Here is a 21,402-nt window from a genome sequence, read left to right as displayed (position 1 = left end):
GGGACGCCCGGCAGGGAGCGCCTCCCTGTGACGACGGGGTGTCGCCGGGGCGACACGGCCGCCGCAGCGCCCCCGGCGATGCGCCAGGCCGGTGGACGTCCGCGGCATGCGGACGGCCCGATCAGCCAGGCGGCGGGGTGGCCGCTCTCAGGTGGAGGGCGGCCGCCTCGGCGTGCCGGCCCAGGCGCTCCAGGCAGTGGGCCTCGTCGTCGAGGGCCGCGAGGGTGTCGGGGTGGGCGGGGCCGAGGAGCCGGGTACGGGCCGCGGCGACGGCACGGTGGGACACGAGCGCCTCCTCCCGGCGGCCGAGCCGGCCGAGGGCGACCGCGGTCTCGCGGCGGCTCAGGAGGGTCTCCGGGTGGTCGGGCCCGAGGACCCGAAGCCGGTCGGCGTGGACGCTCTCGGACTCGGCCAGCGCCTCCTGCCAGCGGCCGAGCCTGCCGAGGTTGACGGCGAGGGCGTGCCGGGCGCGAAGGGTCTCGGGACCGTCGGCGCCCTGCGCGCGGGTGCGGGCGGCGACGAGGTCGCGGCAGACGTCGAGCGCGTCCGCCGCCTGGCCCAGCCGGCCGAGACAGACCCCGGTCTCGTAGCGGGCGGCGAGGGTGTCGGGATGGTCGGGGCCGAGGGCCGCGGCGCGCGCGTCCTCGACCGCGCGGTACTGGGCGAGCGCCTCATCGCCCCGCCCCAACCGGCCGAGCGTGTACGCCACTTCCTGCCGGGTCAGCAGGGTGTCGGGATGGTCCTCGCCGAGGAGCCGGGCCCGTGTCTCCGCGACCTCCCGCGCCGTGCGGTACGACTCCTCGACGCGGCCGAGGCGGCCGAGGGTGAAGGCAAGGTTGTGCCGGCAGCGCAGGGTGTCGGGGTGGTCGGGGCCCACGGTGCGCTCACGGGCGGCGAGGACGGAGACGTACACCTCGTACGCCTCGGGGTGCCGTCCGAGGCGGCCGAGCGCGTACGCCCGCTCCTGCCGGGCAGCCAGGGTGTCGGGGTGGTCGTCGCCGAGGACGCGGGCGCGGGTCGCGGCGACCCGCTCGAAGACGCGCAGGGCGTCGGTGGGGCGGTCGAGCCGCGCGAGGGCGAAGCCGACCTCGTAGTGGCTGGCCAGGGTGTCGGGGTGTTCCTCGCCGAGGGCCGCGGCACGGTGCTCGGCCACGGACCGGTGGACGGACTCGGCCTCGCCCCAGCGGCCGAGGCGTCCGAGGCCCATGCCCGCCCGGTACCGGCCGGCGAGCACCGCGATCAGCTCGGCTGAGGGGACGACGCGCTCCGGCGTACGCGCCTCGGGCGCGGGCATGGCGGTGGTGGGGGCGGCGGCCGAGGTGGTCCACTCGGTGGTGAGTACGGCCGCGGCGGGGTCGTGGGCGACCGGGCGCTGGGTGGCGCCGGCGTCGGCGGGCCGGTGCCCCCCGGTGATCGCCCGGATCCAGGCGGGCACGGGCGCGGGCACGCCGGGGCCGAAGCCCGGGCCGGGGCCGGGCACGACCGTGGCCCCGGAGAAGGACGGACCGGCCGGGAGGGCGGGAAGGGACGGCGCGACCCGGCCCGAGACGATCCGGCGGCGCAGGTCGCCCGCGTCGGCCGGCCGCTCCTCCGGCGTCTTGGCGAGCAGATCGACGACGATCCGGTCGAAGTAGTCCGGGAGTTCGGCGCGGTGCGCGCGCGGCGGACTCGGCACCGTGTCCCGGTGGCCGATGAGGATCGCCCAGGAGTCGCCCAGGTCGAAGGGCGGCACGCCGGTGGCGAGCTCGTACAGCACGCACCCGAGCGAGTAGAGGTCGCTGCGGTGGTCGACCTCGCCGCCGCCGATCTGCTCCGGTGACATGTAGTGCGGCGTGCCCATGGCGATGCCGGTCCCGGTGAGCTTGGACGTGAAGCCCACGTCCGCGCCGAGGCGCGCTATTCCGAAGTCGCAGATCTTCACCGTCCCGTCCCGCAGCCGCATGATGTTCGCGGGCTTGAGGTCGCGGTGCACGATCCCGTGGCCGTGGGTGTACGCCAGGGCGTCGGCGACCTGGTCGGCGATCTCGACGACGTCCTGGACGGGCAGCGGGTGCTGTGCGTTGGCGGCGAGGAGCTGGCTGAGGTTGCGCCCTTCGAGGAGCTCCATGACGAGGAAGAGCACCCCGTCGTACTCGCCGAAGTCGTGGACGACGGTGATGCCCCGGTGCTGGAGCGCGGCGGCCGCCCGGGCCTCGCGCCGGAACCGCTCGCGGACCACGGTGAGGACCTGGGGGTCCTGCTGCGGACCGAGCGGTTTGAGGCACTTCACGGCGACGCCGCGGCCGAGCGCCTCGTCGGTGGCGCGCCACACCTCGCCCATACCGCCGCGGCCGATGACCTCGTGCAGGCGGTATCGGCCCTGGATCAGTCTCGAGTCCCCCATCGTGTGCTGCCGCCCCCGTCGATTTCCTACGCCTTCCCCGGCTTCTCCAGTATGGACGCCGGGTCGGACAGTGGGTACGGGGCGGGGTACACGTATGGGTCGGGCCGGGTCTCCGGGCCGAGCCGGTCCATGGCGCGGAGGATGTGGCGGGGCGGCAGCCGCCAGCGCAGTCGGGCGGGGACGCAGCGGAGCAGGTTGGCCGTGGCGACGAGACGGTGGGTGACGGTCTCGGGCGGCGGGGCGGGGCGGCCGTAGAGCGCATGGGCGTACGGGGGCAGAGTGTCGTACGCGAGCGCCGTGACGCGCCGCCAGATCACCTCGCGCGCCGGTACGAGCGCCGGTTGGACGGGCGGCCGGCGGAGGAAGTCCTCGACGGTGCGGGCGTCCGGCCCGGCGGCCAGCCGGGGCCGTACGCCGTCGAAGTAGGCCGCGAGTTCGGCGGCGGACGCGGGGACGTCGGCCGGGTCGAGCCCGACGAGCCGGGCCGAGGTGCGGTGCTCGTCCACGTACCGGTCGGCCTGGGCGTCGGAGAGCGGGATGCCGGAGCGGCGGGCGACCGAGAGGTACGAGTCGGTCTCGGCGCAGTGCACCCAGAGGAGCAGCTCGGGGTCGTCCACGCCGAGCCGCCGGTGGATCCGGCGTACCCGGGCCCCGGCGGACTCGGCGGCCTCGGCGGTCCCGTAGCTCAGGGTCCCGACGAAGGTCGCGGTCCGCATGAGCCGCCCCCAGGGGTCCTCGCGAAAGCTGCTGTTGATCATGACGCCGCGCACGGCGACGGGATGCAGCGCCTGCAGCCACAGCGCCCGGACCCCCGCGATCCACATGACCGGGTCGCTGTGCACCTGCCAGGTCACGGAGCGTGGCCCGAAAAGCCCCGGGTCGGCGTCCTGCCTCATGGCCCGTCCTCCCTCGTCCTGTTCAGGCTATGCCGGAACCCGCCCGTCCAGGTCGGCCTCGTCGAAGGGCGGATAGTTCTCGGCTCCCGAGCGCTCGGCCGCGTCGATGTAGTCGGCGAGCGCGCCGCGGGACCGGGCGAGCCGCTCCATCTGGTCGTCGATGCGCCGCATCCGCGACCGCATCGCCGCCAGCAGCTCGGGGCACCCCAGGAGTTCGGGGACCTCGCCGACGGCGCAGGGCAGCAGGTACGCGATGTCCTCGGAGGAGAGACCGGCGCCGAGCAGGTGCCGGATCTGCCGCACCCGCAGCACGGCGCTCTCGTCGTACTCGCGATATCCGTTGGCGCCGCGCTCCGCCTCCAGGAGGCCCTGGGCCTCGTAGTAGCGCAGCTGGTGGGTGTGGACACCCGTCCGACGGCCCAGTTCCCCGATCCGCATCGCACCTCGCTTGACCTTCATACCGGTATCAACGTTGAGGATGCTGCCATGACCAACCGAACCGCCGCACCTGTGACCGTCGTCGGACTCGGCCTGATGGGCCGGGCACTCGCCACCGCCTTCCTCGGGGCCGGGCATCCCACCACCGTCTGGAACCGCTCGGCCTCCAAGGCCGCCGAGTTGGTCGCCGAGGGGGCGCGGTTCGCGCCCTCGGTCGGCGCCGCCCTTCGGGCGAGCCCCCTGACGGTCGTCTGCGTCACCGACTACCGCGCCGTGCGCGAACTGCTCGGCGCGAGCGAGCACGAACTCGCCGGTACCACGCTCGTCAACCTGACCTCGGGCGACTCCACCCAGGCCCGGGAAACCGCCCGCTGGGCCGCGCAACACGGCGCCCGCTACCTGGACGGCGCCGTCATGGCCGTCCCCCCGGTCGTCGGAACCGCCGACGCTACGATCCTCCACAGTGGGCCGCGCTCCGACTTCGAGGCGCACAGGACCACCCTCGAAGCGCTCGGCACCGTCACCCATCTCGGCGAGGACCACGGTCTCGCGGCCCTGTACGACGTCGCCGGTCTCACCATGATGTGGAGCGTCCTCAACGCCTGGCTCCAGGGCACCGCCATGCTCCGGACCGCCGGCGTCGACGCCGCGACCTACGCGCCGTTCGCCCGCCGGATGGCCGCCGGCGTCGCCGACTGGCTCCCCGGCTACGCGGAACAGATCGACCGGGGCTCGTTCCCCGCCGAGGTCGCGGCCCTGGAGACCGACGCACGGGCGATGGCGCACCTGATCGAGGAGAGCGAGGCCCTGGGCGTCAACGCCGAACTCCCCAAGCTGTTCAAGGCGATGGCCGACCGGGCGATCGCCGCCGGGCACGGCGGGGAGCAGTACCCGGTCCTGATCGAGGAGTTCGGCAAGCCCTGACGGGCCGCCCCGGCCGCGGCGTGTCCGCCGCCGGCCGGGCCGGACTCACCGGACACGCCTCACGGCCTGATGTTCTGGTTCAGATGGAACAGGTTCCCCGGGTCGTACGCCCGCTTCACCTCGACCAGGCGGTCGTAGTTGCCCTTGTAGTTGGCCCTGATCCGGTCCTGGTCGTCATCGGCCATGAAGTTGATGTAGCCGCCCTCCTCCGAGTGCGGGGCGGTCGCCTCGTAGTAGTCGCGGACCCACCCGATGTTGGCCTCGTTGGCGGCGGGGTCGGGCCACATCCCGGCGATGACGGTGGCGAAGGAGGCGTCCCGGTAGGCGAAGGCCGTGGCGTCCGGTGCGACGCGGTGGCAGGCGCCGTTGATCGGGTAGATGTGGACCGTCGAGTTCACGGCGGGCAGGCCCGGGGCGTGTTCCACGTGGGCCGCGATGGCGGCGTCGGTCAGCTCGGTCACGAAGTTGGCCTTCCAGTAGTGCTGGAGGCCGGGCGGTACGAGCGCGTCGAAGGCGCTGTTGAGCGCCGGGTACGGCATGGGGCCGACGTGTTCGGCGACCACCGGCGCGAAGTCGTGGAAGGCCCGCAGGGCGCGTTCCCCCTCGTCGAGCGGACCGGACCAGCACGCCACGATCAGGGCGAAGGTGTCACCGTGCCGGTCCTCCGGGATGAACGGGAGCGGCGGGGCGATCTGGAAGGCCGGGAAGCCGCCCAGCTGTTCCGGCGCGTCGGTGATGTACTCGCCGAAGGACCGCACGACGGTGGCCGCGTCCTCCAGTTCGAAGAGCATGGGGCCGCCGTAGATGTCCTTGACGGGGCTGAGCCGGTACTCGAACGAGGTCACGGCGCCGAAGTTCCCGCTTCCGCCGCGCAGCGCCCAGAAGAGGTCGGCGTTCTCCTCCTCGCTCGCGACGACGAGCCGGCCGTCGGCGGTCACCACATCGGCCGAGATCAGGTTGTCGCAGCTGAGGCCGAGTCCACGGGCCAGGTAGCCGATGCCGCCGCCGAGGGTGAGTCCGCCGACGCCGGTGGTGGAGATGATCCCGCCGGTCGTGGCCAGTCCGAAGGCGTAGGTCGCCGCGTTGAAGTCGCCCCAGGTCGCGCCGCCCTCCGCGCGGCCCGTCCGGCGCACCGGGTCGACGCGGACACCGCGCATCCCGGAGAGGTCGGCCACCACGCCGTCGTCGCAGGTGCCGAAGCCGGGCACGCTGTGCGCGCCGCCGCGCACCGCCAGATCGAGTTCGTTCTCGCGGGCGAAGTCGACCGCGGCCATGACGTCGCCCGCGTTGACGCAGTGCACGACGGCGGTCGGTCTTCTGTCGATCATGGCGTTGTGCACCGCGCGGGCCTCGTCGTAGGCCTCGTCGTCGGCCGTGACGACCGCCCCGCGTACCCGTTCGCGCAACTGGTCGATCGAGAGCTTGCCCATGGCCACCGCTCCTCGTGCCTCATCCAGCCGACTGGGCCCCGGAGAGCGCGTGCCGAGCGACAGGGAACTCTGCGGAGCAGCCAGGACGTCCCGCGGTCAGGACGTACAGCCGCCCGCCGAAGGACCGAATCATTTCCACGCTACGCCGATGGCACCAGGGCTCAACCCGAGACCGTGATCGTGGTCAGTCCACCCCGGGAGGGCCCTTGGGCCGATCCTCGGGCCGGTCCACAGGCCGGTCCACGGAGGTACCCGCCCCGGACCCCGGCGGCGCACCCCGGTTCGCCCGGTCCGCCCGCTGCGCCCGCAGGGCCTCTCTCGCCGTCGCCACCTCCCGCTCGATCTCCTCCGTCAGCAGGCGTATGCGGGCTGCCCGCTCCGCGCCGGTCAAGCCTGTGAGGCCCAGCCTGGCGTCGCGTTCCTCCTGGGACACGGGCCCGTCCTTTCCTCCGTACGTCCATCGCCGAAATCAGAGTGCCAGGCCCCCGGTGCTCTTGTGATACTGCTCCGATGATCACCGTCCCCGCTCCCGCGCTGGACTCGTTGAACGGGCTCGCCTTCGGCGACGCCTTCGGCGACCGTTGGTTCGGCATCCTCCGCCGGGAGGGTCCGGCCGCCCTGGAGGCCCGGACGCCGCCGCCGGAGCCGCTGTGGCAGTGGAGCGACGACACCGCCCAGGCGCTCGTCCTCGTCCGGGAACTCGCCGAGGGCGGCGGCACCGTCGACCAGGACCGCCTCGCCCTGCGCTTCGCGGAGGCCTACGCCGACGACGCCCACCGCGGATACGGGGCCTCGATGCACGACGTGCTCCGTCGGATCGGTGCGGGCGAGCCCTGGCGGGAGGTGGTCGCCGGACAGTTCTGCGGCCAGGGGTCCTGGGGCAACGGGGCGGCGATGCGTGCCGCCCCGCTCGGCGCCTGGCACGCCGACGATTTCGACGTTGTCGCCGAACAGGCCGCCCGCCAGAGCGTCGTCTCGCACCACCACCCGGAGGCGGTCACGGCTGCGGTGGCGGTGGCCCTCGCCTCGGCACTGGCCACGCGCAGCCGGGGCGGGCCGGCTCCGGCACGGCCCGACTTCCTCCGGGCGGTCGCCGAACGGCTCCCCGACAGCGACGTGCGGTCGGGGGTGCGGGTCGCGGCCCGGATGCCGGAACACACCTCGGTCCGGCACGCCGCGGAGGTCCTGGGCTCCGGCTACCGCATGTCGGGGCCCGACACCGTCCCCTACGCGCTGTGGTGCGCGGCGGGACACCTCGACGACCTGCAGGAGGGCCTGTGGTCGACCGTCGCCGGGCGCGGCGACATCGACACCACCTGCGCCGTCGCGGGCGGGGTGATCGCCGCCCGCACGGGCGTCGCCGCCCTCCCCGCCGCCTGGCACGCGGCCCGTGAGCCGCTGCCCCCGATCGTGCCGCTGCCCGCGATCGTGCCGGAGTCGACGCGGAGTTGACGCGGAAGGCGCCGGCCGGAGCGGCCCCGGGCCCTCCTCCCTAGCGGCGGACCCGGGGCATGCCCAGCCCGATCCAGGAGATGATCTCGCGCTGGATCTCGTTGTTGCCGCCGCCGAAGGTGAAGATGACCGCCGAGCGGTAGCCGCGTTCCAGTTCACCGTGGAGGACCGTGCCCGCCGAGCCCTCCTTGAGGGCGCCGGCGGCGGCGACGACCTCCATGAGGGCCGCGTAGGCGTCGCGGCGGGCCTCGGAGCCGTAGACCTTGACGGCCGAGGCGTCCTGGGGGGTGAGGGTGCCGTGCTGGACGGCGTTCACCATCTGCCAGTTGAGGAGTTTCATCGCGTCGAGCCGGGCGTGGGTGCGCGCGAGAGTGCGGCGCACCCACGGCAGGTCGATGACGCGGCGGCCGTCGGTGAGCGGGGTGTCGGCGGCCCAGCGCTGGACGTCGTGGAGTGCGCGGATCGCCATCGTGCCGTGGGCCGCCAGGGTGACGCGTTCGTGGTTGAGCTGGTTGGTGATGAGGCGCCAGCCCTTGTTCTCCTCGCCGACCCGGCGCGAGGCCGGGACCCGGACGTTGTCGTAGTAGCTGGCGGTCGTGTCGTGCGAGGCCAGGGTGTTGATGATCGTGCAGGAGTAGCCGGGGTCGCTCGTGGGGACCAGGAGCATCGTGATGCCCTTGTGCGGCGGGGCGTCCGGGTCGGTGCGGACCGCGAGCCAGACCCAGTCGGCGGTGTCGCCGTTCGTGGTCCAGATCTTCTGGCCGTTCACCGTGTACGTGCCGGTGACCTCGTCCCCCTCCCGTACCGCGCGCGTCTTCAGGGCCGCCAGGTCGGTGCCCGCGTCCGGCTCGCTGTAGCCGATGGCGAAGTCGATCTCACCGGAGAGGATCCCCGGCAGGAAGTGCGCCTTCTGCTCGTCGGTGCCGAAGCGCATGATCGTCGGTCCGACCGTGTTCAGCGCCATCAGCGGCAGGGGCACGCCCGCCTGCGCCGCCTCGTCGAAGAAGATGAACTGTTCCATCGGGGTCAGCCCCCGGCCGCCGTACTCGGTCGGCCAGCCCACCCCGAGCCAGCCGTCGGAGCCGAGCCGCCGCACGGTCTCCCGGTAGAACCGCTTCTGCGCGGCCGGGTCCGCGTAGCGGGTGTGGACGTCCTCCGGGACCAGCTCGGCGAAGTACGCACGCAGCTCGGCGCGCAGGCGGTTCTGGGCGGGCGTGTACTCGAGGTGCATGGGGGCCTCCCGTGGCGGCGGTCCTGCGGCGTCCTCGGTGCGGTGCGACGCGCGACGGCGGCCACGGTAGAACGTGTTCCATAAATGCGGAAGCCTCGGGGCGGGGCGAGTCGGTGGCGCGGTTCGGGGCGGGGTCGGGTGGGTCGCGGTGGAGCGGGTCCGGACGGCCCGCGGCCCCGGTTCGGTGCTGCCGAACCGGGGCCGCAGGGTCCTACGGGTGCTTCGAGGTACTGCCAGGTACCGAGGAGAGGATTCCGAGGATCGGGCCGATGCCTTGGGGCCGTGCCCGGCCGATGTCCCGGCCGGGCCGAACCTACGGCAGGAGCTCGTCCATGGAGGCACGACCCTTCTCCGCCATACGGCGTTCCGCCCAGGCGAGGGTCTTCGGATTCACGTCACGGCCGGAGGCGAGGACCAGGTCCTCCGGCGTGAATTCGCCCTCCGATCCGGCGTGCAGCAGCCGGTCGGGAGTCGGGAGGTCCCCCAGGGACGTCTTGTCGGGCTCAGCGTTCATGCCGCCTCCTACGTGTTCTTCCGGCACTCGCCATTCTCGTGTCCGGCCACCGGGAGCGCATCCGGGCGGACCGTCGGGCAGCACCCGACCGCCGGGCGCGGAGGGGGCGCGGTCGCCGTGGGAGGGCGCCCACGCAGGCATGCCCGGGGCGCGGAACCGAGCCAGCGCCCCGGGCCGGACGCGATGCGGCGGAGCGGCGGTCCCCCGCGTGAGTACTGCCGAGGTTCCGCCACAGCCTCAGGCCGTCAGAGGCCGCGTCCGGGCCGGGCGCCGCCCGATCACACCTGGCCCCGACGCCCGAACCGGCTCCCGGGCAGACGGGCGAGCCGCGGCCCGGCCGAGCCTCGTCACCGCCCGCACACCCCCGCTCCGTCTCCGTGCCCCACCCCCGTGTCGACGCGGTGTCGGTCTCGCGTCGGCGGGGCCCCGCAGGGTGGAGGACACCGCCGACCCCACCCACCAGGAGTGCCCGATGCCCCATCCCCCGACTCAGCCCGAGCCCGCGGCCAAGCCCGCGCCCGCGCCCAACCCCCTGCCTCTGGCTCCGCCTCTGCCCCTGCGACTCCTGCGCGTGGTCGCCACCCGCCGCATCACCCCCCGCATGCGGCGCATCACCCTCGGAGGGCCGGGCCTCGGCGGCTTCGTCCTCGCCGGGGCCGATCAGCAGGTGAAGCTGTTCTTCCCCCGGTCGGGGCAGACCGAGCCCGTCCTTCCCGCTCCCGGACCCGACGGGGACGTGATGCGCTGGTACGCGGCGTACTCGGCGCTCTCCGAGGCCGAGCGGCCGTGGATGCGGAGCTACACCTTCCGGGCGTACGACCCCGCCGGCGCGACCGTCGACGTCGACTTCTTCCTCCACGGGGACGGGGGTGGCCCCGACGACGAGGGGCCCGCGACGCGTTGGGCACGGTCCGCGCGGCCCGGGGACGCGGTCGGCATGTTCGGTCCCTCCGCCGTCTTCGCGCTGCCCGTCGATCCGGGCGCGGGCGAGTGGACGCTCCTGTACGCCGACACCTGCGCCCTGCCCGCGCTCGCCACCGTCGTGGCGGCGCTGCCGCCCGGACGGCGGGCCGTCGCCTACGTTCAGGTCCCGGACCCGGCCGAAGTACAGCCCCTGCCCACGGCCGGTGACCTGACCGTGCGCCCGCTGTACGGCGAGACCTCGGCCGTCGACGCCCTGCGGGCGGACTCGCTGCCGGACGGTCGGCCGTACGTCTGGCTGGCGGGTGAGGCCTCGGCCGTACGGGCGCTGCGGCGGCACCTCGTGGAAGAACGCGGGGTCGACCGGCAGTCGGTGCACTTCACCGGATACTGGCGTCGCCGCCTCGCCCAGGACGACGCACCGACCCCCGAGGATCTGGCGGAGGCGAGTGAGCGCCTGACCGCCGGCTGAACAGACAGGCACCCGGAGGGACGGACGGACAAGCAAGCGGGGGACCTCCGAGGGCGGTTCGCACCGGTGTCCCGCGATGCGGCTCGTGAACCCCCGTCATCGCGCCCGGATCCTGCCGGCCCGCAGCCCCTTCCCGAGAACGGCGAGGAAGTGACCTGGGACGAGTCGGACGAGCGCGCCTACCAGGACGTGGTCGGCTCGGGCCGCTGTGAGCCTCCGGCGGCCCGCTGGCACCGCCGGCTCGGCTGACCGCGTTCGGAGGTTCAGGCGCCGTCCGCTGTCTCTCCGGAGTCGCGGACGAGTGCCGCCGCCGTGCGCAGAGTGAGCCCGGCGCCTTCCGCATGACGGCGGGTGTACGTCTCCGGGGCCAGTCGAGCGCGCAGGACCTCCTCGGCCCGCGCTCTGATCCCGGCCTCCGTTTCGCGGGTGAAGGGGCGGAAGCCGCCGTCCTCGTCGGATCCGCCGTGCGCGTCGTACGCGCCGAGAAGCCGGGCCCCCGTCTCGGCGTCACCCGGCCCGCCCCGCCCGCCGAGGGCCCACGCGGCCGTCGCGAACTGGGCGACGACCAGGTACGGGGCGACCAGGTGGGCGAGGGTCTCGACATCCGCGACGGCCCGGGACAGCCGCTCCGTCGCCCGGTCGTACGCACCGTCCAGGCAGTCGAGCCATGCCCACGTCCCGCCGGCGAGACCCCAGAAGAGCGCCGGGGTCACGTCCCCGAACTCGCCCTCCAGCCGGGAGAGCTGCGCACGGGCGAGACCGGTCCGACCGGTGTGCCCGTAGTGCTGGGCGAGCAGCAACCGCGCGGAGCCCGCCGCCTCGGCCCCCCACTCCGCCGCCTCGTCGGCGGCTTCGGCCAGGAGCTGTTCGGCCGCCGGGTCGCCCTCGGGGCGGAGCCGGAGCCGTACGGCCGCGAGGCGTGCGGTGTAGAGGGGCACCTGGGAGCGCGCGCCCACGCGGGCGGCTGCGGCCGAGGCCCGCTCGAAGTCGGCGGCGGCCTCGGGGAGCCGGCCGGTCCGCTCATAGGCCTCGCCCCGGGCGGCGAAGGACTCCGCGATGCCCCAGGAGTCCCCGGCCGCCTCGAAGAGGGCGAGCGCCTCGGCGGCGTCGTCGGGGCCGTGGCCGACGAGCTTGGCCCGTACGACGAGGGCGAAGGCCAGGTCCCAGCCGGGGGCGTGCACGCGACAGGTGTCGACGATCGCCGTGAGGGCCTCGTCGAGGCCGGTGAACTCCCCGGTCATGAGTCGGGCGAAGTACCACATCGTCCCCGGCTGCCGGCAGGTCTGCGGGAGGCCGGGGCGGTACGCCGACACGAGTCCGGCGAGCCGGGCGCGGGTCTCGGGGTGGTCGAGCGCGGTGGCACCCCGGCCGCCCTGGGTCGCGAGCGTGTAGAGGTGGCCGCCGCGCCGGGCCTCCCGGAGCCGCTCGTCGTTCCACGGTGGAGGGACGTCCACGCACCGGCCGGCGAACGGCTCGGCGGGACGGACGGGTTCCCGGAAGGGGTCGGGGCCGAGACGGGCCGCCTCCACGGCCCAGGTGCGGGCGTCGGTCTGGTGATGGCGCAGTTGCCAGAACCAGCTCAGGGAGTGGACGAGACAGAGCACCTCCTGTTCGTCACCGAGTGCGACGGCCGTCCGCAGGGCGCCGCGGAGGTTGTCGTGCTCGCGCTCCAGGAGGTCGATCGCGGACACCTGTCCGGCGCCGCGCAGTTCGGGGTCGGCACGGCGGGCGAGTTCCCGGTAGTACGTGAGATGACGCCGCTCGGTCGCGGAACGCTCCCCCGACTCCTCCAGCCGCTCCCTCGCGTACTCCGCCACCGTCTCCAGCAGCCGGAACCGCATACCGTCACCGTCCCGCCCGGGACCGGCCACCACCAACGACTTGTCGACAAGGGCCCCCAGCGCATCGAGAACGTCGAGCGCCACGTCGTCGGCGCACACCGCCTCCGCCGCCGCCAGATCACAGCCGCCGGTGAACACCGCAAGCCGACGCAGGGCCGCCCGCTCAGGCCCCTCCAGCAGCTCCCACGACCAGTCCACCACCGCCCGCAAGGTCTGCTGCCGCGGCAACACCGTCCGCGCCCCCGACGTCAGCAACCGGAACCGGTCGTCCAGACGATCCGCGATCTGCCGCACCGACAACACCCTCAACCGCGCCGCCGCCAGCTCGATCGCCAACGGCAGCCCGTCCAGCCGACGGCACACCTCCTCCGCCGCCCCCGCGTCCTCACCCACCACGAACCCGGGGCGCGCCGCCGCACCCCGCTCCCCCAACAACCGCAACGCCATCCCCACCGGCAACGGAGCCAACGGCCGCACCACCTCCCCCGGCACCCCCAACGGCTCCCGACTCGTCGACAGAACCCGCAACTCCGGACAGCGCGCGAGGAGCGTCTGCGTCAGTTCGGCCACCGCGGAGACCACCTGCTCGCAGTTGTCGAGGACCAGCAGCATCCGCCGCCCCGCGCAGAGCTCGACCAGCTCCGCGAAGGGTTCCTCCGGATCCGCGCCGGGGACCGAAGGGCGGTGCCACATATGGGTCTCGCGGGCCCCGAGCGCGTTGAGGACGGCCGCCGCGACCGTGGACTCCTCTCGTACGGAGGCGAGTTCGGCCAGATGGACCGGGCCGTCCTTGTAGGTCTCCGCCGCCTCAAGCGCGAGCCGGGTCTTGCCGACACCGCCCGGTCCGGTGAGGGTGACGAGCCTCCGTTCCTCCCACACGGCGGCGAGCTCTTGCAGTTCGTCGGCCCGGCCGATGAACGAGGTCAGCCGGGCGGGGAGGGCGGCCCGGTGGCGCGGGTCCGGCACCACCGGCACCACTGGCACCACCGGAGGCACCGGCGCCACCGGCGGAGGGGTGGCGGTCCCGTCCGTCAGCAGTTCGGCGTACAGGGTGCGCAGCTCCGGCCCCGGGTCCGTGCCCAGTCGTTCCGCGAGGCCCGCGCGCACCTGCTCGTACGCGACCAGGGCCTCGGCGGACCGCCCTGCCGCCCGCAGGGCGCGGATCCGCAGGGCCTGGAGCGGCTCGTCCAGCGGCTGTCCGGCCGCCAGGGCGGCGAGCGGTGCGAGGACGTCGGCGGCCCGTCCCAGGACGAGGTCGGCGGCGAGACGGTCGCGGCGCGCCTGGGTGTGCCGCTGTTCGGCCCGTACGACCAGGGGGTCGGTGTCCCGGTGGGGCAGGTCGGCGAGCGCGGGTCCCCGCCAGAGCCCGAGGGCCTCGTCGAGGAGCACCGCGGCCCGCGCCGGGTCCCGGCCGGCGAGGGCGGCGGAGCCCTCGGCGGCGAGGCGTTCGAATCGGTAGAGGTCGACGGCGTCCGGGTCCGCGGCCAGCCGGTAGCCACCGCCGGGCGCGGAGACGACGGCCTCCCGGCCCAAGGCTCTGCGCAACCGGCCCACGAGGGCCTGGAGCGCGGCCGTACGGTCCCCACCCCGGCCCCGGTCCTGGTCCCAGTCCTCGGAGCGGTCGGCCTCGGCCCACACCTGTTCGATCAACGCGCGCGTGCCCACCGCCCGCCCGCCGGCCGCGGCGAGCGCGGCGAGCAGCGCGCGGAGCCGGAAACCGCGCAGGACGACCTCCGTCCCGTCGTCGGTACGGAAGGCCTGGCAGGGACCGAGAACACGGTAGGGCGGCTGCACCGGCCCATTCTGCCCCGCCGGGCACCGCCCCCCTCACCGGCGTGAGGCACGGAGCCCCCAGTCACGAACCCGCCCCCGGCACGAGCCCGCCCCCTGACGCACACCGTCTCGTGCCGGCCGCCCGCCCGTGGGTTCGTGCGTCCGTCCGTGCGTCCCCCGTCCATCCGTCCGCCCCACCCGCCCGTCCCGCCCCACGGGTAGCCGTCGCACCCCGCTCCGCTGAGGCGAACTCACGCCACGCCGTGTCATCGCCATGGCGTCGGCGGGGTGCGGGTTCGACAATGGTGGGGATGACCGATGAAGACCGGCCTACGCGCAATGGCGAGATCGGGCCCGCCGAGTGGCTCGCCATGAACCGGACCGGCAGCTTCGACTGGGATCTCGACACGGGCACCATCGATGTCGACAGGTCCGGGCTGCTGGTCTTCGGGGTTGCCCCGGACGCCTACGACGGCCGTCCGGTGTCGCTGATCGCCCGCCTCGCCCCGGACGAGCGGGCCAAGCTGGAGGAGGTCGTGCGGCAGGCGGTCACCAGTGGCGAGGTCTCGTACGCGGCGCACTTCCCCATCCCGCAGAACGACGGACCACCCCACTGGACGCATGTGCAGGCACGGATCCTGCGCTCGCCGGACGGACGGGCGAAACGGATCGTCGGCGTCGTACGGGACACGACCGCCGAGGTGACACGCTTCGCGTTCGTCCAGGAGCTGGAGAAGCGGCGCGCGGTCCAGACGAACATCGTCGAACGGACCACGAACGCGCTGTCGCGAGCGGTGACGGTCGACGACGTCACGGCCTCCCTGACCGGCCCCGGCGGACTCGCCCGGCTCGGCGCCGACGGACTGGCCCTGGGTCTGGTCGAGAACGGCTCGCTCAACATCATCGCGCTGAGCGGCGAATCCCTCGACGTACTCAACGACTTCCGTGTCCGGCGCCTCGACCGGGGGATGCCGCTGGCCGAGGCGGTGCTGAGCGGCCGGCCCCGGTTCGTCTCCTCGTTCCCGTCGCTCGGACGGGACTTTCCCGAGCTCGCCCCCTACCTGGCACGTCTGCCGTTCCGGGCCGCCTGCTATCTGCCGCTGGTGGCGCAGGCGCGCTCCCTAGGCGGGATGGCCCTGTTCTACCGGGGCCGCACCTCCTTCAACGCCGACGAGCGCAACCTCGCGCTCGGTCTCGCGGCGATCGTCGCCCAGTCGCTCCAGCGGGCGACCCTCTTCGACGAGGAGCGGGAGCTGGCGACCGGCCTCCAGGCGACGATGCTGCCGCGCCGGATCCCGGACATCACCGGCGGCGAGATCGCCGTCCGGTACCACGCGGCCTGGAGCGGCCGGCAGGTCGGCGGCGACTGGTACGACGTGATCGCGCTGCCCCGCGGCCGGGTCGGGATCGTCGTGGGCGACGTCCAGGGTCACGACACCCACGCCGCCGCCATCATGGGGCAGCTGCGCATCGCGCTGCGCGCGTACGCGGGTGAGGGCCACGCCCCTTCGACGGTGCTGGCCCGCGCCTCCCGTTTCCTCGCCGAGCTCGACACCAACCGCTTCGCCACCTGCACGTACGCCCAGGTCGACCTGGGCAGCGGCACCCTGCGTGCCGTACGGGCCGGGCATCTCGGGCCACTGATCCGGCACACCGACGGCCGGGTCGGGCAGCCCAAGCTGCGGGGCGGGCTGCCGCTGGGGCTGGCGACCGTGTTCGGCGACGAGGAGTTCCCCGAGACACGGCTCGACCTCGTGCCCGGGGAGACACTCGTCCTCTGCACGGACGGGCTCGTCGAGCAGCCCGGCTCGGACATCGAGACCGGCCTCGCCGCCCTCTCGGAGGCGATCAGCAGCGGCCCGCCGCAGGCGGAGGCACTCGCCGACCATCTCTCGGAGCGGCTGTGGGAGCGCTGGGGCTCGGGCGACGACGTGGCACTCCTGGTGCTGCGGCGCAGCCCGGACCCGGGCACCCCCCGGGCGCCGCGCATCCACCAGTACATCCATCAGGCCGATCCGCAGGGCCTCTCGGACGCGCGCGCCGCCGTGGGGCAGGCGCTGCGCGACTGGGGCATGACGGAACTCGCCGACGACGCGGAGCTGTTGACTGGCGAGCTGCTCGTCAACGTGCTGCTGCACACCGAGGGCGGTGCGGTACTGACCCTGGAGGTGCTGCCCGAGCCGGTGCGGCGCGTACGGCTCTCGGTGCAGGACCGGTCGAGCGCCTGGCCCCGGCGGCGTACCCCCGGCGAGGCCGCGACCTCGGGGCGGGGACTGCTGCTGCTCGACGCCCTGGCGTCCCGGTGGGGCGTCGAACCGCGCGGTGAGGGCAAGGCGGTGTGGTGCGAGATCGGTCCCGCGGCGGTGCCGGCCGACTCCGCCGCGCACGGCGCCTGAGACAGGACGGAGGGACGCCATGGACCCGGTGGCCGCCCTGAACAGGATCGCGTTCCTCCTGGAGCGCGCCCAGGCGCCGGGGTACCGGGCGCGGGCCTTCCGTACGGCCGCCTCCGCGGTCGCCGCCCTGCCCGAGGGCGAGGCGGCCGCCCGTGCGGCGGCGGGCACCCTGGAGTCCCTGAAGGGGCTCGGGCCGAAGACGGCCGCGGTGGTGCGCGAGGCGCTCGACGGGCGGATCCCGGAGTACCTGGCGGGGCTTGAGGCGGAGCTGGAGGAGTCCCTGCGGACCGCCGACCCCACGAGCGGGGGCGAGGCACTGCGGGCGGCCCTGCGCGGCGACTGTCATCTCCACTCGGACTGGTCCGACGGCGGCGCCACGATCGAGGACATGGGCCGGGCGGCGGCGGGTCTCGGCCACGAGTGGGCGGCGCTCACCGACCATTCGCCCCGGCTCACGGTGGCACGGGGTCTGTCGCCCGAGCGGCTGCGGGAGCAACTGGACGTGGTGGCGCGGCTGAACGAGGAGTGGGCGCCGTTCCGTCTGCTCACCGGCATCGAGTGCGACATCCTGGAGGACGGTTCGCTCGACCAGGAGCCCGAGCTGCTGGACCGCCTCGACCTGGTGGTCGGCTCGGTCCACTCGAAGCTCCGGATGGACGCGAAGGCGATGACCCGACGGCTCGAACGGGCCGTGCGCAACCCGCTGATGGATGTGCTCGGGCACTGTACGGGCCGTCTGGTGGCGGGCGGGCGGCTGCGGCCGGAATCGGAGTTCGACGCGGAGCGGGTGTTCGCCGCGTGCGCCGAGTCCGGGACGGCCGTCGAGATCAACAGCCGCCCGGAACGGCTCGATCCGCCGCGGCGGCTGCTGAGGCTCGCGGTGGCGGCGGGCACGTACTTCGCCGTGAACACGGACGCGCACGCGCCCGGCCAGCTGGAGTGGCAGATCCTCGGCTGTGCCCGGGCGGAGGAGTGCGGGGTCCCGGAGGACCGGGTGATCAACACCTGGCCGGCGGACCGGTTGTCGGAGTGGACGCGGACCTGAGGCGCGAGACGACGGGCGACGGGCGACGGGCGACGGGCGACGGGCGACGGGCGACAACGATCCGCCGGCGGGTGTCAGGCGCGCTGCCAGACCGTGGTCGCGTTGCAGAACTCGCGGATGCCGTGGCCGGAGAGCTCCCGCCCGTACCCGGAGCGCTTCACCCCGCCGAAGGGGAGGGCGGGGTGCGAGGCCGTCATGCCGTTGACGAACACGCCCCCGGCCTCCAGGTCGCGCACGAAGAAGGCGATGTCCTCCGGGGTCCGGGTCCAGACGTTGGAGCTGAGCCCGAACGGGGAGTCGTTGGCGACGGCCACGGCCTCCTCGATGTCACTGACCGGATAGACCGTGGCGACCGGCCCGAAGGCCTCCTCGTGGTGGATCCGCATCTCGGGGGTGATGCCGGTGAGGACGGTGGGCCGGTAGTACCAGCCGTTCGCGAGCTCCGGCTCCTCGGGGCGGTGGCCGCCGCACAGGGCGGTGGCGCCCCGCCGTACGGCGTCGTCGACGAGCGCCTCCAGGTCGGTGCGGCCCTGCTCGGTGGCGAGGGGGCCGACGTCGGTGGACTCCTCGAAGGGGTCGCCGACGGTGAGGGCGTTCATGGCGGCGGTGAAGCGCTCGGAGAAGTCGTCGTACACGTCCTGGTGCACGATGAACCGCTTGGCGGCGATGCAGGACTGGCCGTTGTTCTGCACGCGCGCGGTGACGGCGGTCTTCACCGCCCCGACGATGTCGGCGGAGGGCATGACGATGAACGGGTCGCTGCCGCCGAGTTCCAGGACGGTCTTCTTCACCTCGTCGCCCGCGACGGCGGCGACGGCCCGGCCGGCCGGCTCACTGCCGGTGAGGGTGGCGGCGACGACCCTGGGGTCCCGCAGGACACGCTCGACGTCGCCGGAGCCGATGAGCAGGGCCTGGAAGCAGCCCTCGGGGAACCCGGCCCGGCGGAACAGGTCACCGAGGTAGAGCGCGGTCCTCGGCACGTTGGATGCGTGCTTGAGGAGGCCGGTGTTGCCCGCCATGAGCGCGGGCGCGGCGAAGCGGATCACCTGCCAGAGCGGGAAGTTCCACGGCATGACGGCGAGGATCGGCCCGAGGGGCCGGTAGTGGACACGGGCCACGTCCGCACCCGAGTCCTGGACGTCGCTGTCGGCCGGATGCTCGTCGGCGAGCAGCTCCTCGGCGTTGAGGGCGTACCAGCGCATCGCCTTGGCGCACTTGCCGGCCTCCGCGCGGGAGGCCGCGATCGGCTTGCCCATCTCGAGGGTCATGATGCGGGCGATGTCCTCGGTGTCCTCGTCGAGGAGATGCGCGGCGGCACGCAGAAGTCGGGCGCGCTCGGCGAAGGACGTGGTGCGGTACTGGCGGTACGTCTCGTGCGCGGCGGCGATCCGCCGCTCGACCTCCTCGGGCCCGTGGGCCTCGTAGATGCGCAGCGTCTCGCCGGTCGCGGGGTTCACGGTGGCGATACCCATGACCTGTCTCCTCCTGCCATCGGCCCCCACTGCAACCTTCCGCCTCGCACGGCCGGGCGCAACAGGGGCGGCGCGGTGGGGTGACCCGGAGAAACCGAAGACGGCCAACGCGTGACCACACCCCGCGCCACGCATCCATGCCCAGCCGCCCGCGGGCGGCTGAACCACGAGCCCGATCCGGCTCTGCGTCACCGCTTGGAGGGGTGCCGTCACACAGTCCGAACCATGGGGCCGCCGATGCGGTCAGCCCGGATGCGTGGCGCCGCGCAGGTACGACGGCGCGGGGTCGTGTGGGAGGAGTGGGAGGAACCCCACACTGCCGTCTCGTCGGAGATCGAGACAGAGAGGTAGACCTTGCACGCCTTCCCTGCAGCCGCGCCTTGGTCACTGAGTCCCTCACCGAGGTCCAGCAGCTCTGGCCGCACGCGAACAGTGAAGGCCGTACCGCCGTACCGAAAACCCCGGACGAGTGATCATCAGGTCCGCCTGTTCGAGGTCGGACGTAAACGACAGGCTCAGGCGGTGAGCCAGGTCAGCGCGCCCCTGAGGTGGGCGCGGAAGGTCGGGTCCCGGTAGGTCTCCGGGGCGTGGCCGAGGGCGGTGAAGAAGACGCGTCCGCGGTCGATCTCCCGGCACCAGACGAGCGGGTGGTCGTCTCCGTGCGTGCCGCCGCGGTACGAGCTCTCGTCGGCCCGGGCGAGGACCCGTACGCCGGTGGGGCCGGTCCCGTCGGCGCCCGCGCTCCGCCGCGGGTCGGCGGTGAAGTTGTACCACTCGTCGGTCCACTCCCAGCGGTCCGGGAGCGGGGCCGTCGCCGGATGGTCGTGGTCGTCGACGAGGACGACGCCGGGCTGGATCTCGGGGTGGCCGTCGAAGCGGGTGCCGAGCAGCTCGCCGTAGAAGGGCCAGTCCGGTTCGGCGTTCGCCGCCGCGTGGACGGCGAGGAGGGCGCCGCCGCCCCTCAGGTACGCCTCGAGGGCGGCGCGCGCCTCGGGCGTCAGGACGTTCCCGGTCGTGGACAGCAGGACGACGACGGCGCAGCCGGCGAGCCGAGCGGAGGTGAGGACGCCCGGGTCCTCGGTCGCCTCGGCCGGCCGGCCGAGCTCTCGGGCGAGCTCCGTGAGCGCGGCGGCGCCGTCGGGGATCGAGTCGTGGCGGTAGCCCGTGGTGCGGGTGTAGATCAGGACGTCGGCGGTACGCACGCTGTGGACTCCAAGCGGGCCGTTGAAGCAGGGGGTCGGACGGCGGAGCAGCCCCGAGGGGAAAGCGCTTTCCGTACGGCGCCGACCGTAGCCATCGAAAAGCCCGGGCCGCAACCCCCGCCCCTCCGGCACACTGCCCGGATGACGCCGATCCACGCCCGAGCGCACACCCACGCCGCCGCGCGGCGGGCCCTCGCCCATGTGGCCGACCGCTCCACCGGCGAGGCGCTCGCCCCTTCCCTCCGGGTCACCCTCAACTTCCACCCGCATTTCCTCCACGAGCTGGCGGACGACGGGGTCTACCGCTCCCAGTTCGTCACCGGCACCAGCAACGGCGGTCTCACCGCCCGCCCCGGCGGGGACCGCTGGCGCTGGGAGAGCCGGATCTTCGGCGGGGCGTACGACGAGGCCCCCGCGGACACCCGCCCCGTCTACGGCGCCCTCGACTTCCGCCGTCGCTCCTTCGGTGCGGCGCCCCGCTTCGGCTCCGCCCATCTGCGGCTGACGGCCGCCACCCTGGAGCGGGCGACCTTCTGCTATCCGGACAGCTTCCTGGAGCCCACCGACTTCGGTGTCGCACACCGCATGCGGCTGATCGCGCTCGCCGAGGCCGACGACAAGGACCCGCTCGACGACTACATAGAGGCACAGATCCACGGCCCTGTGCTGGTGGGGCGCGACGTGCAGGCGCTGGTCCTGGACCCGAGTCACCGGGGTACGGAGGTGGAGGCGGCGGCCCGGCGTCTGCCGTGCCCCGTCGAGTGGCACGGCGGCTTCCGGCTCTCCGTCGACACACTGCGGCGGCACCCCGGCTTCCGCGGTCCGCAGTACGTGGAGCTCGGCGCCCGGATCGCCGTCGACGGATGGCTCGACCCCAGGATCGTGCAGGAGGCGGCGGGTTCGGGGCGGTACGACCCGCAGGACGTGAAGAAGGTCTGGCACCACCTGGCCCGGTTCGGGGCACCGGCCGACTGAGCGACGTACTCCTCGGCACGATCCGCTCGCGCCTCGC

Annotated in this window: 15 protein-coding genes; 6 read left to right on the top strand and 9 right to left on the bottom strand. The window is 74.0% G+C overall.

All coding sequences use genetic code 11. The annotated features are described in order from the left end of the window. Positions 1–121: 121 nt before the first annotated feature. Genes ACH4MY_RS09280 through ACH4MY_RS09270 form a run of 3 tightly spaced genes read right to left on the bottom strand, consistent with a single transcriptional unit; the run spans position 122 to position 3,717 of the window. Positions 122–2,383 carry a tetratricopeptide repeat protein gene (locus tag ACH4MY_RS09280; protein ID WP_397999796.1) on the bottom strand — a complete coding sequence of 754 codons (2,262 nt, stop codon included), beginning with the start codon at positions 2,381–2,383 and terminating at the stop codon, positions 122–124. 26 nt (positions 2,384–2,409) lie between these two features. Next, positions 2,410–3,279 carry an oxygenase MpaB family protein gene (locus ACH4MY_RS09275; RefSeq protein ID WP_397999793.1) on the bottom strand — a complete coding sequence of 290 codons (870 nt, stop codon included), beginning with the start codon at positions 3,277–3,279 and terminating at the stop codon, positions 2,410–2,412. A 27-nt stretch (positions 3,280–3,306) separates the two neighbouring features. Then, on the bottom strand, positions 3,307–3,717 hold the full coding sequence (locus ACH4MY_RS09270) for a MerR family transcriptional regulator (RefSeq protein WP_398000553.1): 411 nt from the start codon (positions 3,715–3,717) through the stop codon (positions 3,307–3,309). A gap of 48 nt (positions 3,718–3,765) precedes the next feature. On the opposite strand from ACH4MY_RS09270, the gene ACH4MY_RS09265 reads away from it, so the two are divergent. Further along, positions 3,766–4,641: an NAD(P)-dependent oxidoreductase gene (locus ACH4MY_RS09265; protein WP_397999790.1), complete on the top strand. Its 876-nt coding sequence runs from the start codon at positions 3,766–3,768 to the stop codon at positions 4,639–4,641. A gap of 59 nt (positions 4,642–4,700) precedes the next feature. On the opposite strand, the gene ACH4MY_RS09260 is transcribed toward ACH4MY_RS09265, so the two are convergent. Continuing rightward, a complete protein-coding gene (locus ACH4MY_RS09260) occupies positions 4,701–6,071 on the bottom strand; it encodes an FAD-binding oxidoreductase (RefSeq protein WP_397999787.1) in 1,371 nt (456 codons plus the stop codon). A 510-nt stretch (positions 6,072–6,581) separates the two neighbouring features. Between ACH4MY_RS09260 and ACH4MY_RS09255 the strand changes: the two genes are divergently transcribed. Beyond that, positions 6,582–7,523 carry an ADP-ribosylglycohydrolase family protein gene (locus ACH4MY_RS09255; protein WP_397999785.1) on the top strand — a complete coding sequence of 314 codons (942 nt, stop codon included), beginning with the start codon at positions 6,582–6,584 and terminating at the stop codon, positions 7,521–7,523. Positions 7,524–7,563: 40 nt separating this feature from the next. Here the strand turns inward: ACH4MY_RS09255 and ACH4MY_RS09250 are convergent, their stop codons facing one another. Both ACH4MY_RS09250 and ACH4MY_RS09245 read right to left on the bottom strand, forming a co-directional pair. Next, positions 7,564–8,754 carry an acyl-CoA dehydrogenase family protein gene (locus tag ACH4MY_RS09250; RefSeq protein WP_397999782.1) on the bottom strand — a complete coding sequence of 397 codons (1,191 nt, stop codon included), beginning with the start codon at positions 8,752–8,754 and terminating at the stop codon, positions 7,564–7,566. A gap of 313 nt (positions 8,755–9,067) precedes the next feature. Continuing rightward, on the bottom strand, positions 9,068–9,268 hold the full coding sequence (locus tag ACH4MY_RS09245) for a hypothetical protein (RefSeq protein ID WP_397999779.1): 201 nt from the start codon (positions 9,266–9,268) through the stop codon (positions 9,068–9,070). A gap of 538 nt (positions 9,269–9,806) precedes the next feature. Here ACH4MY_RS09245 and ACH4MY_RS09240 point away from each other — a divergent pair. Further along, positions 9,807–10,661 carry a siderophore-interacting protein gene (locus ACH4MY_RS09240; RefSeq protein WP_398000551.1) on the top strand — a complete coding sequence of 285 codons (855 nt, stop codon included), beginning with the start codon at positions 9,807–9,809 and terminating at the stop codon, positions 10,659–10,661. Between the two features lie 263 nt (positions 10,662–10,924). Here the strand turns inward: ACH4MY_RS09240 and ACH4MY_RS09235 are convergent, their stop codons facing one another. Next, a complete protein-coding gene (locus tag ACH4MY_RS09235) occupies positions 10,925–14,296 on the bottom strand; it encodes a BTAD domain-containing putative transcriptional regulator (RefSeq protein ID WP_397999776.1) in 3,372 nt (1,123 codons plus the stop codon). Between the two features lie 290 nt (positions 14,297–14,586). On the opposite strand from ACH4MY_RS09235, the gene ACH4MY_RS09230 reads away from it, so the two are divergent. Together ACH4MY_RS09230 and ACH4MY_RS09225 are read left to right on the top strand one after the other, a co-directional pair. Beyond that, positions 14,587–16,671, top strand: a complete 2,085-nt coding sequence (locus ACH4MY_RS09230; RefSeq protein WP_397999773.1) for a SpoIIE family protein phosphatase — start codon at positions 14,587–14,589, stop codon at positions 16,669–16,671. Positions 16,672–16,690: 19 nt separating this feature from the next. Continuing rightward, on the top strand, positions 16,691–17,716 hold the full coding sequence (locus tag ACH4MY_RS09225) for a PHP domain-containing protein (protein ID WP_397999770.1): 1,026 nt from the start codon (positions 16,691–16,693) through the stop codon (positions 17,714–17,716). A 74-nt stretch (positions 17,717–17,790) separates the two neighbouring features. On the opposite strand, the gene ACH4MY_RS09220 is transcribed toward ACH4MY_RS09225, so the two are convergent. Both ACH4MY_RS09220 and ACH4MY_RS09215 read right to left on the bottom strand, forming a co-directional pair. Continuing rightward, a complete protein-coding gene (locus ACH4MY_RS09220) occupies positions 17,791–19,188 on the bottom strand; it encodes an NADP-dependent succinic semialdehyde dehydrogenase (RefSeq protein WP_397999767.1) in 1,398 nt (465 codons plus the stop codon). 515 nt (positions 19,189–19,703) lie between these two features. After that, positions 19,704–20,390 carry a ThuA domain-containing protein gene (locus ACH4MY_RS09215; RefSeq protein ID WP_397999765.1) on the bottom strand — a complete coding sequence of 229 codons (687 nt, stop codon included), beginning with the start codon at positions 20,388–20,390 and terminating at the stop codon, positions 19,704–19,706. Between the two features lie 141 nt (positions 20,391–20,531). Between ACH4MY_RS09215 and ACH4MY_RS09210 the strand changes: the two genes are divergently transcribed. Beyond that, entirely contained in the window at positions 20,532–21,365 is an 834-nt protein-coding gene (locus ACH4MY_RS09210) for a DUF3626 domain-containing protein (RefSeq protein WP_397999763.1), read from the top strand. Positions 21,366–21,402: the final 37 nt, after the last annotated feature.

The organism is Streptomyces sp. NPDC017246 (assembly GCF_044331325.1).
Lineage (GTDB): Bacteria > Actinomycetota > Actinomycetes > Streptomycetales > Streptomycetaceae > Streptomyces.
The sequence above is the reverse complement of the archived record's forward strand: the minus strand, read 5'-3'. Positions and strand labels throughout refer to the sequence as shown.

What these genes read in the sequence shown, in the direction of transcription:
- ACH4MY_RS09280 (WP_397999796.1), bottom strand. Translation starts at nt 2,383, where the DNA reads ATGGGGGACTCGAGACTGATCCAGGGCCGATACCGCCTGCACGAGGTC.
- ACH4MY_RS09275 (WP_397999793.1), bottom strand. Translation starts at nt 3,279, where the DNA reads ATGAGGCAGGACGCCGACCCGGGGCTTTTCGGGCCACGCTCCGTGACC.
- ACH4MY_RS09270 (WP_398000553.1), bottom strand. Translation starts at nt 3,717, where the DNA reads ATGCGGATCGGGGAACTGGGCCGTCGGACGGGTGTCCACACCCACCAG.
- ACH4MY_RS09265 (WP_397999790.1), top strand. Translation starts at nt 3,766, where the DNA reads ATGACCAACCGAACCGCCGCACCTGTGACCGTCGTCGGACTCGGCCTG.
- ACH4MY_RS09260 (WP_397999787.1), bottom strand. Translation starts at nt 6,071, where the DNA reads ATGGGCAAGCTCTCGATCGACCAGTTGCGCGAACGGGTACGCGGGGCG.
- ACH4MY_RS09255 (WP_397999785.1), top strand. Translation starts at nt 6,582, where the DNA reads ATGATCACCGTCCCCGCTCCCGCGCTGGACTCGTTGAACGGGCTCGCC.
- ACH4MY_RS09250 (WP_397999782.1), bottom strand. Translation starts at nt 8,754, where the DNA reads ATGCACCTCGAGTACACGCCCGCCCAGAACCGCCTGCGCGCCGAGCTG.
- ACH4MY_RS09245 (WP_397999779.1), bottom strand. Translation starts at nt 9,268, where the DNA reads ATGAACGCTGAGCCCGACAAGACGTCCCTGGGGGACCTCCCGACTCCC.
- ACH4MY_RS09230 (WP_397999773.1), top strand. Translation starts at nt 14,587, where the DNA reads ATGACCGATGAAGACCGGCCTACGCGCAATGGCGAGATCGGGCCCGCC.
- ACH4MY_RS09225 (WP_397999770.1), top strand. Translation starts at nt 16,691, where the DNA reads ATGGACCCGGTGGCCGCCCTGAACAGGATCGCGTTCCTCCTGGAGCGC.
- ACH4MY_RS09220 (WP_397999767.1), bottom strand. Translation starts at nt 19,188, where the DNA reads ATGGGTATCGCCACCGTGAACCCCGCGACCGGCGAGACGCTGCGCATC.
- ACH4MY_RS09210 (WP_397999763.1), top strand. Translation starts at nt 20,532, where the DNA reads ATGACGCCGATCCACGCCCGAGCGCACACCCACGCCGCCGCGCGGCGG.